The sequence below is a fragment of the Ruegeria sp. YTSA168 genome (assembly GCF_059610045.1).
On record NZ_JBXWMW010000004.1, the window covers coordinates 65,629 to 80,827 of the forward strand.

Here is a 15,199-nt window from a genome sequence, read left to right on the forward strand (position 1 = left end):
GATAAAAAAGACAAAGAACAAATGAGAACGCGCAGGGGGATGGGCAGATGATTGTGTTGGAGAAACGGCCGCAGCCGTCCAAAGCGTGGTCTTATGCGACCCCTCTGGTGGCTGTCGTGGCGACGATGGTGTTTGGAGGTGTCCTGTTCGCCATTTTGGGAAAGAACCCGGTCGAAGCGATCGGCACGATCTTCTGGGAACCGCTGTTTGGTGAATTCGCATTCTACTACCGTCCACAGTTGCTAGTGAAAGGCGCGCCTTTGGTGCTGATCGCCATCGGCCTGTCGCTGGGGTTCCGGGCGGGGATCTGGAACATCGGGGCCGAGGGGCAGTACATAATGGGGGCCATTTTCGGGGCGGGGGCTGGGTTGGCTTTCTACCCGATGGAAGCGTTCTACATCTTTCCGATCATGGTACTTGCCGGGGCGTTTGGTGGCTGGCTCTGGGCGATGATCCCGGCCTTTCTGAAGGTTCGTTTCGGGACGAATGAAATCCTCGTGTCACTGATGCTGGTCTATGTGGCCGAGCAGATGCTGGCCTCGGTCTCGTTAGGTTTGCTAAAAAACCCCGAGGGGTTCGGCTTTCCCGGGTCGCGTAACCTGCAATCCTATGACAGCGCGCATAATGCCGAGCTGATCGCAGGTTCCGGAATGCATTGGGGTGTTGTCGCGGCCTTTATTGCGGTGATCTTCGCCTATGTGCTGCTGAACCGGCATATGCTGGGGTTTCACATTCGACTTACCGGCGAAGCACCGCGCGCCGCGAAGTTCGCAGGGGTAAACCCGGCCCGTCTCATCCTGTTCTGCCTTGGCATGTCTGGCGCACTGGCCGGGTTGGCCGGGATGTTCGAAGTGTCTGGCCCCTCTGGGCAGGTCAGCATCGACTTCAACGTCGGCTATGGCTTCACCGCGATCATCGTGGCCTTTCTTGGCCGCCTGCACCCGGTAGGCATTCTGCTGGCCGGAGGCCTGATGGCGCTGACTTACATTGGGGGTGAAATCGCGCAGTCTCAGCTGGGCCTGCCGGCCGCCGCCATACAGGTATTCCAGGGGATGCTTTTGTTCTTCCTGCTGGCGTTCGATCTTTTGACAAACTACCGCATCCGTGCGGCCCGTAGCGAGGTGGCCTAATGGACCTTGGTGAAATCAATCCCGTCCTTCTGATCGCCTCGCTGATGGTGGCCGCAACCCCCCTACTGCTGGCAGCAATAGGAGAGCTGGTTGTCGAGAAAGCAGGCGTTCTGAACCTCGGTGTCGAGGGCATGATGATCGTTGGTGCAATCAGCGGGTTTGCGATATCGGTCGAGACCGGCTCTCCGTGGCTGGGCTTTGTCGCTGCAGCGATTGGAGGTGCGGTGCTATCCCTGTTGTTTGTTTTGCTGACGCAAGTGGCGCTGGCCAACCAGGTGGCCAGCGGACTGGCGCTAACCTTGTTTGGCCTCGGCTTCAGCGCGTTGATGGGCCAAAGCTATGTGGGCATCAAGCCGCCTAGCATGGGGGATATCCATATCCCAATACTCAGCGATATTCCTGTCATTGGCCCGATCCTGTTCCAGCATGATCCAATCCTCTATGTGGGCATCGCGCTGACGGCGGCAGTCTGGGCCACGCTGAAATACACCCGCGTGGGTTTGATCCTGCGCGCAGTGGGTGAAAACCACGATGCAGCCCATGCCTTGGGCTACAAGGTCATAAAGATCCGCATTCTGGCGATTCTGTTCGGGGGTGCCTGTGCGGGTCTCGGTGGCGCCTATATCAGTCTGATCCGAGTGCCGCAGTGGACCGAAGGCATGACCGCCGGTGTTGGCTGGATCGCCCTGGCGCTTGTGGTCTTTGCCAGCTGGAAGCCATGGCGCGCACTGCTGGGTGCCTATTTGTTTGGCGGCATCACCGTATTGCAGCTTAATTTGCAGGCAGCGGGCGTTGCCATTCCTGTCGAGTATCTGGCAATGTCGCCCTATATCATCACGATCCTTGTGCTTGTGATCCTTTCGGCCGACAAGAGCAGCGCACCTGCCTCACTGGGCCGAATATTCCATGCCTCACACTAGGGGCCAACTGAACCAACTTGGGGAGTAACACATGAAATTCACTACACTTCTGGCAAGTGCCGCCATGGCGCTGGGTCTGGCCTCAGGAGCCATGGCCGAAGACAAGACAAAGGTCGGTTTTGTCTATGTTGGTCCCGTGGGCGACGGTGGCTGGACCTATGAGCACAACAAGGGTCGGCTGGCGGTTGAAGAACACTTTGGCGACAAGGTCGAAACCGTATTTGTTGAATCCGTACCCGAAGGCCCGGATTCCGAACGCGTCATGACCCAGATGGCATTGGAGGGGGCCGATCTGATTTTCACCACCTCGTTCGGCTATATGGATCCCACGATCAACGTGGCCAAGAAATTCCCGAATGTGAAGTTCGAACATGCGACCGGCTACAAGACCGCCGAAAACGTCTCGGTCTATTCGGCACGTTTCTACGAAGGTCGCGCCGTTCAGGGTCACATCGCGGGCAATATGACCAAGTCGAACATCATCGGCTATATCGGTTCCTACCCGATCCCCGAAGTGATCCGGGGCATCAATTCGGCCTTTATTCACGCGCAACGGGTTAACCCGGATGTCGAGTTTAAAATTGTCTGGGCTTACACTTGGTTTGACCCCGCAAAAGAAGCTGACGCGGCGAAGGTTCTGATCGAACAGGGTGCTGACGTGATTCTACAGCACACCGACTCGACCGCGCCGCAGGCTGCTGCGCAAGAGGCGGGCAATGTTGTCACCTTTGGCCAGGCCTCGGACATGAGCGAATATGCTCCGTTCCCGCGCGTCTCCTCGATCATCGACGACTGGGCGCCCTACTACATCGCACGCACTCAGGCCGTGATGGACGGCACCTGGGAGTCCGTGAACACCTGGGACGGTATCCGCGAAGGTATGGTCGCCATTGGCGAAATCTCTGATGCGGTTCCCGCGGATGTCAAAGAAGAAGCACTAGCGCTAAAAGCAGCCATGGCTGCAGGCGAATACCATCCCTTCACCGGCCCGATTAAGAAGCAAGACGGCAGCGACTGGCTGGCTGATGGTGAAGTGGCCGATGACGGCACACTTGCCGGTATGAATTTCTATGTCGAAGGTCTGGAAGGCGAGATCCCACAATAGGCCACTGGCATAGAACCAAAATGAAAGCCCGCGCTTGGCCGCGGGCTTTTTCATAGGTACTGACGCAGGTCGCGCCCCGGGATTTGTGATTTCACTGGCATGCTTTTCACGCGGCTTGCAATCGGTTGCAGAGCCGTTGCTTTGATGCATAATGGTTTGCAATCACAATCCCAACGCCCGCACAGCACAGACGGTATCAATCTTGAGCGTTACACTGAAAGACGTCGCAGCACTTGCAGGCGTATCCCGGTCCGCAGTTTCGCGAACCTTTACCGAAGGCGCCTCGGTCTCGGCCAAGACCCGCAGCAAGGTCGAAAAAGCCGCGCAAGAGCTGGGGTATAGTCCGAATGCGCTGGCCTCATCGCTGACAACCGGACGGACCAAACTGATTGGTCTGATCTCGAACAACTTCCACAACCCAATTTTCCTTGAGGTGTTCGACCAGTTCACACGCGCCTTGCAGGAACGTGGGCTGCGTCCTTTGATCGTGAACCTGACGGATGAGACAGAGCCGGCCAATTCCGTTCGCATGCTGCGTCAATATTCGGTCGACGCGGTCATAGTGGCCTCCTCGACCCTGCCCCCCAGCTTTGCCAAAGCGTTCCATGATGCCGGTGTGCCCGTAGTGCATACGTTTGGCCGATCGGCAACGTCGCCCGAAGTGCATGTGGTTGGCATCGACAATGTGGAGTGCGGGCGCATGGCAGCGCGCGAGCTTGTCTCGCGTGGGTACAAGCATATCGGATATCTGGGCGGGCCGAAAAGCGCGACCTCGGCTCTGGACCGATATCGCGGATTCATTGAAGAAGCCGAGCAGCATCCGGACCTGCAGGTTTCCTACTCCTTCGCCGACAATTATTCGTTTGAGGCCGGACGGGCCGAGATGTTGCGCTTGCTAAGTGGCACCCCGGCAGACGGGTATTTCTGCGGTGACGATATCCTGTCTGTCGGCGCGTTGTCCGCCCTTTCAGATCATGCGCTGAAACCGGGTCAGGATATTGGCATCATCGGATTGAATGACATGGAAATGGCGCGCTGGGAAAGCGTTGACCTGACGACCATTCACCAGCCAATCAAACAGATCATTACGTCTTCGGTCGATCTGGTCGAAGAGATGTTGAAAGAGCCCCAAAGATACCCTGAGGCCCGGATATTCCCCTGCCGCGTGATTGAGCGGGGCACGTTGCGGCCCCGCCCCTGATTAGCGAAACATTGGCGGACGCGCATCTTTCCACGCGCCGTCTTCTTTGCCTGACGCCACGGCGGCATGAACGGCGGCGATGGAACGAACACCATCGGCGGCGCCTGGCAGACCATCCCGCACCTCGCCCCGGATCGCATCGGCTAGATCACAGTAGATATTGGCCACTGCCAGCGGGAAACCTTCGGGATGGGCGATGGCGACACGCGACAGGCGCTGAACTTCGTCATGCAGCCCGCCTTCGCCCTTTTCGATAATCTGGGTGCGCCCGCCAACAGGTGTGTAGATCAGTTGGTTGGGTTGTTCTGACGCCCAGCGCAGACCGCCGGTTTCGCCAAACACCTGAATATCAAACCCATGCTGTCGCCCAATCGCCACCGACGAGGTCCAGAGCCGCCCAACGGTGCCGCCTTCCATCCGGAAGTTGACCATCGCGTCATCTTCCAACTCCCTGCTGGCAATGGTCGAGGCCATATCTGCCGACAGGGATTTAACCTCATCATCACAGATGAAGCTGGCCATATGCAGCGCGTGAATGCCGCAATCTGCAAACTGGCCTGAGACACCGGCCATGGCCGGATCATAGCGCCAGCGCACGCGCGGATTGTCTGCGTCTGTGGCGTCGCCATGATGCCCATGGCTGAAATTGGTCACGACCAGACGAATCTTGCCAATCTCTCCTGCCCGCACCATGGCACGGGCCTGGCGCACCATTGGATAGGCAGAATAGCAATAGTTCACTGCGCAAATTTTACCTGACGCCTCGGCCACGCGCACGATCTCTTCGCCCTCTGCCACCGTCATGGTCATCGGCTTTTCGCACAGGACGTTGAAACCAGCCTCAAGAAACGCCTTAGCGATTTCGAAATGGGTGGAGTTCGGCGTTGCAATCGTGACCAGGTCAATCCGGTCGGGGCGGTCCCTTTCGCCCGTCAGCATGTCCTGCCAGCTGCCATAGGCGCGATCGGCCGCGATACCCAATCGCTGGGCAAATTCGCGACCTATCTCGGGCCGATGATCCAGAGCGCCAGCCGCGAACTCAAACATCCCGTCGGCCTGTGCGCCCAACCGATGAGCGGGTCCGATCTGGCTGCCCTCACCACCGCCGATCATACCCCATTTCAACTTTGCCATGGTCTTCAGTCTTTCTTCAGAACGTGTTGTTGAGCGATCAGAAATCGCTGGTGTTTTTCCACTGCCGCTGGTCCGAGGACGCCATTGCCGCCGCCAGCACACGGTTTACCTCATGCCCGTCTCGGAAGGTGGGCCAGATCGCCTCGCCGGTGTGGATTGCCTGCAGGAAATCCTTAGCCTCGATGATGATCTGATCCTGATAGCCGGTGCCGTGGCCTGGGCCCTGACAGAAGGGCTCATAGTCCGGATGCGCCGGGCCGGTCAGAATCTTGGTGAACCCCTGCTGCGCCTCTGGGCCTTCGCGTCGATACAGCCATAGTGCATTCTGATCCTCTTGGTCAAAACGGATTGCGCCTTTTGTGCCCGATATTTCATAGGCATATCCCATCTTGCGGCCCGTCGCGACGCGGCTGAAATAGAGATTGCCCATCACGCCGTTTTCGAACCGGCACATCATCTGGGCGTGATCATCATTTGTGACCTCACCACCCGGGCGGGTGCGGTGTACGGTTTCCACATCGGCCATGACCTGCGCAATCGGACCGATCAAGGCCAGTGCGCCATTCACCATATGAGGGGCCAAATCGCCAATCGTCCCGTTTGCCACACCTGTTGTCCGCCAGGTGGCCGGGGCCTGCGGGTCGGCATAGAAATCCTCGGTATGCTCTCCGCGAAACCAGGTGACATCGCCGATCTCACCATCGGCAATCAGCTTGCGCGCGTATTGGCTGGCAGGTGTGCGGATGTAGTTGAAGCCGACCATGTTGACGACGCCCGCCGCCTCAGCAGCATTGACCATCGCCTGACTGTCCTCCAGCGAGGCGCCCAAAGGCTTTTCGCACAGAACCGGTTTGCCCAAAGCAAAGGCCGCTTCGGCAATTTGACGATGGGTTTCCTGTGGCGATGCGATGACAACCGCCTCGACCTTCGGGTCATCGACCAAGACCCTCCAATCGGCGGTTGCGCGCTGAAAACCGTATGCTGCGCGGTAACGCTCTGCACTTTCGGGGGTTGAGGCGCAAATCACCTCGAGCTTGGGTCTGAGCGCTGTGTTGAAAACTGCGCCCACAGCGGACATGGAAACGGAATGCGCCTTGCCCATATAGCCGCCACCCACAATTCCAATTCCGATATCAGGCATCTTTTTGCGGCTCCGAACATTGTATTTGCAACCGGTTGCAAAATGAGTATCGTGTGAATCGATTCAGCGCAAGGTCCAAACTTTGCCATCATCCCTGTCGGAGGACTAAAGACGTGAGCGCCCTGATCGACGGCATCAAAGGAAACCGATTTGCCATTCTGGGGCGCGCGGGCATGGATCTGACTGCGGCCCCCATTGGAGCAAAAAGTGAAGAAGCCGATACCTTTCATGCAGACCTGGGCGGATCATCCGCCAATATCGCGGCCGGTCTGGTCAAGCTGGGCAGTCAGGCGGCACTGATCACTTCAATCTCGGATGATGCGATTGGACGGTTCTGCATGAACCGCCTGCATCATTACGGCGTAGATACGTCTTGCATTCGCACCATCGGCGGTGAGCATCGCATGTCGCTTGCGATCTATGAAAGCCGAACGGAAGATTTCCAGAACGTCATCTACAGAAACAATGCGGTCGATTTTCAAGTCACCGAAGAAGATATGGACCGGGTTGATTTCAGCAGATTCACCGCCTTGCTGTCCGCCGGAACCGTTTTCGCCGCCGAACCCTCGCGCAGTGCGACGTTCCGCGGGTTTGAGATTGCACGAAAGGCCGGTCTGCCTATCATCTTCGATATCGACTATCGCCCGTATAGCTGGCCATCGCCCGAGGTTGCTGCCGATGTTCTCTCGCGCGCAGGTGAGGCAAGCGATCTGATCGTGGGTAACGATGAAGAATTCGGTTTCATGGCTGGCGGCATCGAAAAGGGCTTTGCCAAGGCGCAGGAACTTGCGGAAAACCCGGGCCGGGTCGTCATCTACAAGATGGGCGAAAAAGGCGCTGTAACGCTGGCAGATGGGCAGGAAACCCAAACCGGCATCTACCCGGTAAATGCCATCAAGCCGGTCGGGGCTGGCGACAGCTTCATGGCCGGGCTCTTGGCCTCAATCGCGGCAGGATATCCGCTGAAAGACGCCGTGATGCGCGGCTCAGCCTGCGCATCTATCGTGGTCTCAAAACCCGGTTGCGCCCCGGCCATGCCTACGACTGCGGAACTCGACGCATTTCTGGCCGATCATCCCGGCCCGACCACATAGGAATATCCCATGCATATTGCGCCATATGACAACAAGAACACCGCCATCGTTGATATCGATGACCCCATGGTTCCCCTGAACTATTTCAACATCGTGAAACTGCAAAAAGGTGAAGCGTTCGAATATCAGGTGCCCGGCTACGAAACCTGCATCGTACCCGCAACCGGTACCGTAGATATCTCTGTCGAAGGAGCGCAGTTCCCCAAGCTTGGTAACAGGGGGGAGGATGTCTGGGACGGCGATCCCGAAGGGGTCTATGTTCCAGTCGGCGCAAAGGTGCAGATGGTCTGTGTCTCGGACGCGACCGAGGTTTTCGTTGCAGGGGCGAAGTATGACAAGGTACTGGACCCCTTCGACGTGCGTGAACACGACCTTGTGCAATACGGTAGCGATGACACTAAAACCCATCGCAAGATCAAGCACATCCTGGGTCAGAAGCAACATGATAAAGTGGGGCGTCTGCTGGTCAGTGAACTTTTTACCGTGGGTCAGGGCGGTTGGTCAGGCTTTCCCAGCCACAAGCACGACACCAACCGGCTGCCAGATGAAACGCGCCACGACGAGACCTATAATTTCCGCTTCAAACCCAACTGGGGCTCGGGCCTGCAAATGCTACAACGTGAAGACAATGAGCCGGGGGATGCATATCACATCGTCGATGGCTCGACCGTTTGCATCGACAAGGGATACCATCCCTGCTGCGTATTGCCGGGGTATGAGATGTATTATTTCACCATCCTTGGCGGGCTGACGCAGCGCTCATTGGTGCAGTATTTCCAACCCACCCATGCCTATCAGGTCGAGACAATCCCGGGCATCAAAGACATGATTGCAAAGTTCAAATGACCCTCGTGACATTGAAAGACGTGCTGCAACCCGCCTATCAGCAGGGCTATGCGGTAGGCGGGCTTGTGACCCTGGGCTGGGAAGATATGCGCGCCTATGTCGCCGCTGCCGAGGCCGAAAACGCGCCGGTCATCCTGCAAGCCGGACCCAGCTGCCGCGAGCACACGCCCCTGCCCATTCTGGGTAAGATGTTCCGCCATCTGGCCGAAGGGGCCTCAATCCCCGTCGTTGCTCATCTGGATCACGGTTATACATTTGAAGAGTGTAAAATCGCGTTGGACAGTGGCTTCACCTCGCTGATGTTCGATGGCTCGCGCAAGCCGTTGCAACAGAATATAGACGAGACCGCAGCTATTGCCGAAATGGCTCATGCAGCGGGGATTTCCTGTGAAGGTGAGATCGGGTTCGTGGGCTATTCCGGCGGCGAGGGATCAAACGGGACCGATCCGTCCGAGGCCGCACAATTCGCCCGTGACAGCGGAGTGGACGCGATGGCGATCTCGGTTGGAAATGTCCATTTGCAACAGGATAAAGAGGGCGGGCTGGACGAAGACCGTATTGCTCAGATCGACACCATGACCGATGTGCCGCTTGTCATCCATGGTGGCTCAGGCGTGCCGGTCGAACAGCGCGCACGCCTCGCGCGCGAGACGTCTATCTGCAAGTTCAACATCGGTACCGAGCTGCGCATGGCATTCGGTCAAGCCTTGCATGAAGCTGTGAACGCTGACCCAGATCGATTTGATCGTGTGACCATCCTAAAGGAAACGCACGACCCGGTTGAGGCGGCCGCGCGTCTGGTAATCCGCGCATTCGGTGCACCGCCACAGGTTGGGTAGTCTGGCGCTTCGCGCTCTTTGCAAACATCTGGAAATATATCAAAATTCTGGCACAATCCTGCGCCAATCAACGGATATGACCAAAAGCGCCAGCCAACTTGTCGATAAATTCCTTTGGGGGATTTCGACGCACCATATCGAAACCATCCGGGACACATGGCGAGCGCTCTTGCAATGCCCCGAAAGCGCGGTGCCCGAAGTTCAAAAAAGGCTCTCATCCAAAGCCTGGAAAGATAACCCGCGCGGGCCTTCGCCCAGATATTTCGGCGCGCTCCTTACACTCCTTGATGAACTGGACTCTTCTGTTTTCCGGGAAGAAGTCTGTCGCCTTAAACGACTAAAACTACATCCCGTTCATCGTCGGACGCTGAATATTCTCGCAAAACACATTGATGACCAACCAGCCACTGTCCTGAGCGACGATACCCCCGTGTTCATAAGCGACGACATCGTGGATCGCGCGCGGGTCATCAAAGACATGATCAAATGGAGCAGGACCAAGGATATCACCCTTGAACAAGTAACTCGGATCGATGTGATCGCCCGACGGGCCGACATGGACTACCTCGGCAAGTACAATCTGTTTTTCTCCTGCATCATCCTGACCTGGCCCTCGCCGTCCCCCAAGGGCCTGCAATTGTGGTGGGCGCGTATGATGGCAGAGTTCACCTTTTATCATGAAGTCGGACATCACGTTCTGGGGCACAGCGAAGACGGTCAGGTGGCTGATCAAGAAAAGGAAGCCAACGAATTTGCGAGTTCGATGCTGCGCAATTCGAGGCCTGTGTTCGTGCTGAGCAGGCGCGCGATCATTTGGCCGTTCAAACCGCTGCTTCGACGTCTTCTAAAACGTCCGGGTCGCGAAACCGCAGAAAACACTCCTCTATAGAGCAACCTGTCCGGTTTTGGGCAAAGCTACGAGCTTAGCTATCCCGTTCCATGATCCATTCGACCTCTGGGGCCGGGACGAACCGCCATTTACGTAACGGTCCGGCCATGACGTTCAGGTAGTACATCTCAAACCCGTAGGGTGCACCGCAAGGGTGATGGCCGCGCGGGACGAGTACAACATCGCCATCGGACACCGCCATCGTTTCGTCCAACTGCCCATCATCGGTATAGACCCGCTGGATTCCGAAACCGTTGGCCGGGTTGAGGCGGTGATAGTAGGTTTCTTCCAAATAGGTGATGCGGGGGTAATCGTCCTCGTCGTGACGGTGGCTGGGATAGCTGGACCAATGCCCGTTCGGGGTGAAGACTTCGGTCACCAGCAGGCTGTCGGCGTAGTCTTCATTCTCCATCGCGATGTTGTTGATATAACGCGTGTTCACGCCCTTGCCGCGTTCGGTCAGAGTAATGCCATCCGGCCCAATGCGCCGGGCCTGATGCCCGCCCATGCCCGGCGCAGAGCAAACGGCGATGACGCAATCGGTCTCGGCCACCGCCTCCCATTCGGCCCCGTTGGGCAGATAGAGGCAATGCGGCGGTGTTTTCTCGAACACATCCATCCGGTCACCCAGAACGCCCCAATCCTGCCCTGCCCCAGTGATCTGCGCTTTGCCCTCGACCATGACCAGAATGACCTCACGATCGCCGGTTGGCTCTGCCGCCTTGTCACCGGCGCGCAGGTGATAAAGACCGAACCCCACATACCGCCACCCGGCGCTGGCCGGGGTGATATCGTGAACTTTACCGCGCTTGCCGAGGGGTTTTTTGTGCAAATCCGCCATCTTTTCTCCTTGCGGGCGACCCCATAGGCCGCCCGGCTATTGTTTCAGGCAGCTTGCCTTTGGGTCAGAGCCAACAACGCGTCAGCCAGTCGCGCCTCGCTCCATCCCACCGAAACCGCGTGGTGCAGGATATCCGCCTGGCTTTCCGGCGCGTTGCCCCCGACCGGGGGGTCCGTGTCCAGATTGGTCGGGAACGGATATCCTTCAGCCGTGGCTGCAATCGCTGCTTCCAATTGAGCCGCACCCAATACCCCGCGTTGCTTCAAGGCAATCAGCGCTGGGAAGACTGCCAGAGACATCGCCTGACGGTCCACCACCTCCATCGCGCGCCCAAAGGCCGACGAGATTTGCAGCAAGTTCGCCATCCGGTGAATATCAGCGCTGCTGTTCTCGCCCGCCGCATGGAACAACGCCGGATTGAAGAACACCGCGTCACCTTTTTCTAACGGCAACTGGATATAGCTATCCTCGAAATGCGCCCGGTGGGCTTCATCGTGGAACGCCAGATAACCCGGCGGGTAGAGTTGTGAGAATGGCAGCAGTTTGGTCGGCCCGCTTTCCACCGGCATATCGCAATGGGCCACCGCACCCTGCAAGGTCAGCGAGGCTGTCACCAGATGCGCATGGGCCGGATATCGGGCGGCATTGTCTGCACTTTGGAACCCCAGATGGTAATCCCGATGCGCCTGCTGCGCCTTGCCTCCTGGGCGCACCTGATTGACTTGCGCAGTCACCTGATAGTTTGGCCCAAGCCACGCTTCACAGGCCGCCGCGATAGCCGTGTTGCCGAAATAAAGCGCGAAGCCTTCGGGATCGCGCAGGCACTGTTTTTGCAGCGCATTCCAAATCCGGTCGTTGGCGCCAGAGGCGGCGAAGTGATCGCCTTCACCAGACCCGCTTTGACGTTCCTCGTCAATAATCTGACGAAACACATCCGTCGCACGGTCGATGACGGACGTATCTGCATACGCCCCTTTCAAGGCGATCACCCCCGCGGATTTATCCAGTACCCGACCCCATTCCGCCAGCAAGGCCCGGCGTGTATCAGGCTGATCCAGCATCGGACATAGCGCCTGCATGTCATAGACGGGCACATTCTTTTCGACCGACACGGCATGAGGCACCGCCTCGGCCAGAAGGTTCTGTGAGGTCAACACCTTGAATTCATCCAGATCACAGGATTCCCGGTCGAAATAGCCGACATATCCGAGGTCTTGATCTACCATGACAGACTCCTTTCTCATGGCCTTCGGTGTTGCCCCTTGGGGCAGAGAGTTACGCCGCGATCTCCAATCCGGCCTGTGAGCAGACCTCAACAATGTGGTCATAACCCAGTTTGGAGTATTCATAGGGTGGTGCTTTGGCCGGGTCCTGTTCGGCCTCAACCACGATCCAACCGCTATAGTCCATGGCCTTCAGCGCGTTTGCGACGGCCTGAAAATCGATGCAGCCGTCACTAGGCACGGTGAAGGCCCCCGCGATCACTGCATCCAAAAAGCTGCGATTGTTCTCGCGCACATCCTGTACAACGTTCGGGCGAATATCCTTGAAATGCACGTGACGCACGCGATCTCCCCAGCGGTTCAGGGTTGCCATCACATCGCCACCTCCGAACAGCAGATGGCCGGTGTCAAAACACAAGCCCACCTCGCGGCCTGACCCTTCCATCAGCCAGTTCACGTCATCTTCACTTTCGATGATCGTGCCCATGTGATGGTGATAGGCCATCGGCATGCCCTGATCGGCCATCCATTTTGCCAGTTCGGTAATCTTGGCGGCGTAGGCCAGCACCTCATCCTTTGACAGTTTGGGCCGGTGATTGACTGGCGTACCTGCCTGCGTCTGGATGGTGTTGGAACATTCCGCATAGACAATGCACGGGCTGTTCAGCGCCACGAACTGCTCGACCTGTTCGCGCACGGCCTCACGCTCGGTTGCGAAGTCATTGAGCAACGATGCGCCGGAACACCAGCCGCCACACAGGGCAATATCGCTGGCATCCAGATAAGCCCGCAACCCTTCGGTATCGCCGGGCATCCGCTGGCCGCGCTCGACGCCCGTATAGCCAATCTCTCGCGCCTCTTTCAGCGCCTGTTCCATGGTGTAGGCCGCCGTCAGGTCGGGCAAATCATCATTCTGCCACGCAATCGGAGAGATGCCGATCTTCACGCTCATTTCGTGTTTCTTTCCTTGATCGCAACTTCATAGGCCGCGCGTTTTTCATTGACTTCGGGACGGATCGAGACCTCGGGCACGGCGACCTCCCACCACGTGCCGCCATATTCGGTGGACGGGTATGGATCGGTGTCGATGACAACCACGTATGGCCCTTTGATGTCGGCGCGTTTGACCAAGGCGTCTTCCAATTCCGCAATCGAACTGACCTTAACCGACGTTGCCCCCATTGCCGCCGCGTGGGCCGCAAAATCAATAGCTGAGGGCGTCTCGTGCACTGCGTGATCCAACAAGTTGTTAAACTCGGCCCCGCCAGTGCCCATCTGCAAGCGGTTGATACAGCCAAATCCACGGTTGTCGGTGATCACCACGGTGAAGGAGACACCCATCATCGCGGCAGAGGCCATTTCCGAGTTCGCCATCATATAGGTGCCGTCGCCGGTAAAGCAGATCACGTCGCGATCCGGCTGGGCCATCTTGATGCCCATCGCACCGGCGATCTCATACCCCATACAGCTGAACCCGTATTCCATGTGATAGGCCCCGGGTCGCGGGGCTTTCCACAGCTTGTGCAGCTCACCCGGCATGGTGCCTGCCGCACACATCACAACCGTATCGTCATGCGAGGCACGCTGAACCGCGCCGACCACTTGCATGTCGGTGGGCAGCGCATTCCCGTCGCCGGGCGCGTCAGTCAGCTTGTCGACCTTACCGAACCATTCCGCTTTCAGCGTGTCGGCCACTGGATCGGCATTGTAGCCTTGCAAGTTTGCGCCAAGTTCTTCCAAACCCACGCGCGCATCGGATTGCAATGGCATCGCCCCGTGCTTTTCGGCGTCATAGGCTGCTGTGTTAAGGCAGATCATCTCGCGTTCTGGGTTCGAAAACAGGCCCCAGGACCCGGTCGTGAAATCCTGCAACCGCGTGCCAACCGCCAGAACCAGATCAGCCTCGGCGCAAACGTCATTGGCCGGTTCGCCACCAGTTACACCGATGGGGCCGAGGTTAAGCGGATGATCCCAGGCCAAAGCGGACTTACCAGCCTGCGTTTCAGCAATAGGGATATTGTGGGTTTCAACAAAGCTTTGCAGCGCGTCGGTCGCACCCGAATAGTGCACCCCTCCCCCAGCCACAATAACGGGGCGTTTGGCGGTTTTGATCGCGGCGACAGCGCGGGCCAGTTCGCCTTCATCCGGGCGGATACGGCGCTGATACCAGACGCGCGGTTCAAAGAAGCTTTCGGGGTAGTCATAAGCCTCGGCCTGAACGTCCTGACAGAAGGCCAGCGTCACGGGGCCACAATCGGCCGGGTCCGTCATGGTTCGGAAGGCGCGCGGCAGGGCGGTCAACAGATGTTCAGGGCGCGAGATGCGGTCATAGTAGCGGCTGACCGGACGGAAACAATCATTAGCGCTGACGGTGCCGTCGCCGAAGTTTTCGATCTGTTGCAACACCGGATCAGGGCCGCGCGTGGCGAACACGTCACCGGGGATGATCAGAACCGGCAGGCGGTTGGCATGGGCCAAGGCCGCCGCCGTCACCATATTCGTGGCCCCCGGCCCGATGGACGACGTCACCGCCATCGCGCGCGTGCGGCGCATCTGTTTGGCATAGGCAATTGCGCAATGCGCCATGGTCTGTTCATTGTGGCCGCGATAGGTGGGCAGGCTGTCTTTGACAGCGTGCAAAGCCTCACCCAACCCTGCCACGTTGCCATGGCCAAAGATTGCCCAGACACCGGCGATATAGGGCTCTCCGGCCTCATTCATCTGCGCCCCGATGTAGCGCACCAGAGCCTGCGCCGCGGTCAATCGAACTGTCTTGCTCATCATGATCCCTTTCAACACGAAGCCACCATGGGCATTCCGTCGGTTTTCACATTCC

The 15,199-nt window shown here is 58.0% G+C and carries 14 protein-coding genes; 8 read left to right on the plus strand and 6 right to left on the minus strand.

Features of this window, described 5'->3' with window-relative positions; all coding sequences use genetic code 11:
* Nucleotides 1-47 precede the first annotated feature (47 nt).
* The 4 genes from AC2FFE_RS09585 to AC2FFE_RS09600 all read left to right on the plus strand — a co-directional run bounded on the left by AC2FFE_RS09585 (nt 48) and on the right by AC2FFE_RS09600 (nt 4,356).
* Nucleotides 48-1,130: an ABC transporter permease gene (locus tag AC2FFE_RS09585; RefSeq protein WP_496819148.1), complete on the plus strand. Its 1,083-nt coding sequence runs from the start codon at nt 48-50 to the stop codon at nt 1,128-1,130.
* Complete coding sequence (locus AC2FFE_RS09590) at nt 1,130-2,050, plus strand: ABC transporter permease (protein ID WP_480548726.1); 921 nt, start codon at nt 1,130-1,132, stop codon at nt 2,048-2,050. The genes AC2FFE_RS09585 and AC2FFE_RS09590 overlap by 1 nt, the downstream gene beginning before the upstream one ends.
* Nucleotides 2,051-2,081: 31 nt before the next feature.
* Nucleotides 2,082-3,155 carry a BMP family ABC transporter substrate-binding protein gene (locus AC2FFE_RS09595; protein WP_496819146.1) on the plus strand — a complete coding sequence of 358 codons (1,074 nt, stop codon included), beginning with the start codon at nt 2,082-2,084 and terminating at the stop codon, nt 3,153-3,155.
* A 202-nt stretch (nt 3,156-3,357) separates the two neighbouring features.
* Nucleotides 3,358-4,356, plus strand: a complete 999-nt coding sequence (locus AC2FFE_RS09600) for a LacI family DNA-binding transcriptional regulator (RefSeq protein ID WP_496819145.1) — start codon at nt 3,358-3,360, stop codon at nt 4,354-4,356.
* Here AC2FFE_RS09600 and AC2FFE_RS09605 read toward each other — a convergent pair whose 3' ends face one another.
* On the minus strand, nt 4,357-5,490 hold the full coding sequence (locus AC2FFE_RS09605) for a Gfo/Idh/MocA family protein (protein WP_496819143.1): 1,134 nt from the start codon (nt 5,488-5,490) through the stop codon (nt 4,357-4,359). It abuts the gene before it with no gap.
* Between the two features lie 37 nt (nt 5,491-5,527).
* On the minus strand, nt 5,528-6,631 hold the full coding sequence (locus tag AC2FFE_RS09610) for a Gfo/Idh/MocA family protein (RefSeq protein WP_496846505.1): 1,104 nt from the start codon (nt 6,629-6,631) through the stop codon (nt 5,528-5,530).
* Between the two features lie 113 nt (nt 6,632-6,744).
* Between AC2FFE_RS09610 and iolC the strand changes: the two genes are divergently transcribed.
* The 4 genes from iolC to AC2FFE_RS09630 all read left to right on the plus strand — a co-directional run bounded on the left by iolC (nt 6,745) and on the right by AC2FFE_RS09630 (nt 10,299).
* Nucleotides 6,745-7,725, plus strand: a complete 981-nt coding sequence (iolC, locus tag AC2FFE_RS09615) for a 5-dehydro-2-deoxygluconokinase (RefSeq protein WP_496846506.1) — start codon at nt 6,745-6,747, stop codon at nt 7,723-7,725.
* A 9-nt stretch (nt 7,726-7,734) separates the two neighbouring features.
* Nucleotides 7,735-8,571 carry a 5-deoxy-glucuronate isomerase gene (locus AC2FFE_RS09620; RefSeq protein ID WP_496819140.1) on the plus strand — a complete coding sequence of 279 codons (837 nt, stop codon included), beginning with the start codon at nt 7,735-7,737 and terminating at the stop codon, nt 8,569-8,571.
* Nucleotides 8,568-9,410: a class II fructose-bisphosphate aldolase gene (locus tag AC2FFE_RS09625; RefSeq protein WP_496846507.1), complete on the plus strand. Its 843-nt coding sequence runs from the start codon at nt 8,568-8,570 to the stop codon at nt 9,408-9,410. The genes AC2FFE_RS09620 and AC2FFE_RS09625 overlap by 4 nt, the downstream gene beginning before the upstream one ends.
* Nucleotides 9,411-9,486: 76 nt before the next feature.
* Nucleotides 9,487-10,299, plus strand: coding sequence for an ImmA/IrrE family metallo-endopeptidase (locus AC2FFE_RS09630; RefSeq protein WP_496846508.1), 813 nt, complete (start codon nt 9,487-9,489; stop codon nt 10,297-10,299).
* Nucleotides 10,300-10,333: 34 nt separating this feature from the next.
* Here the strand turns inward: AC2FFE_RS09630 and iolB are convergent, their stop codons facing one another.
* From iolB to iolD, 4 genes are read right to left on the minus strand one after another with little or no spacing between them, the layout of a single operon-like run.
* Nucleotides 10,334-11,140, minus strand: a complete 807-nt coding sequence (gene iolB / locus AC2FFE_RS09635) for a 5-deoxy-glucuronate isomerase (RefSeq protein WP_496819137.1) — start codon at nt 11,138-11,140, stop codon at nt 10,334-10,336.
* A gap of 44 nt (nt 11,141-11,184) precedes the next feature.
* Nucleotides 11,185-12,366, minus strand: coding sequence for a phytanoyl-CoA dioxygenase family protein (locus AC2FFE_RS09640; protein WP_496819136.1), 1,182 nt, complete (start codon nt 12,364-12,366; stop codon nt 11,185-11,187).
* 49 nt (nt 12,367-12,415) lie between these two features.
* Nucleotides 12,416-13,315: a myo-inosose-2 dehydratase gene (iolE, locus tag AC2FFE_RS09645; RefSeq protein ID WP_496819134.1), complete on the minus strand. Its 900-nt coding sequence runs from the start codon at nt 13,313-13,315 to the stop codon at nt 12,416-12,418.
* Complete coding sequence (iolD, locus tag AC2FFE_RS09650; protein ID WP_496846509.1) at nt 13,312-15,144, minus strand: 3D-(3,5/4)-trihydroxycyclohexane-1,2-dione acylhydrolase (decyclizing); 1,833 nt, start codon at nt 15,142-15,144, stop codon at nt 13,312-13,314. Before iolD ends, iolE begins: the two co-directional genes overlap by 4 nt.
* Nucleotides 15,145-15,199: the final 55 nt, after the last annotated feature.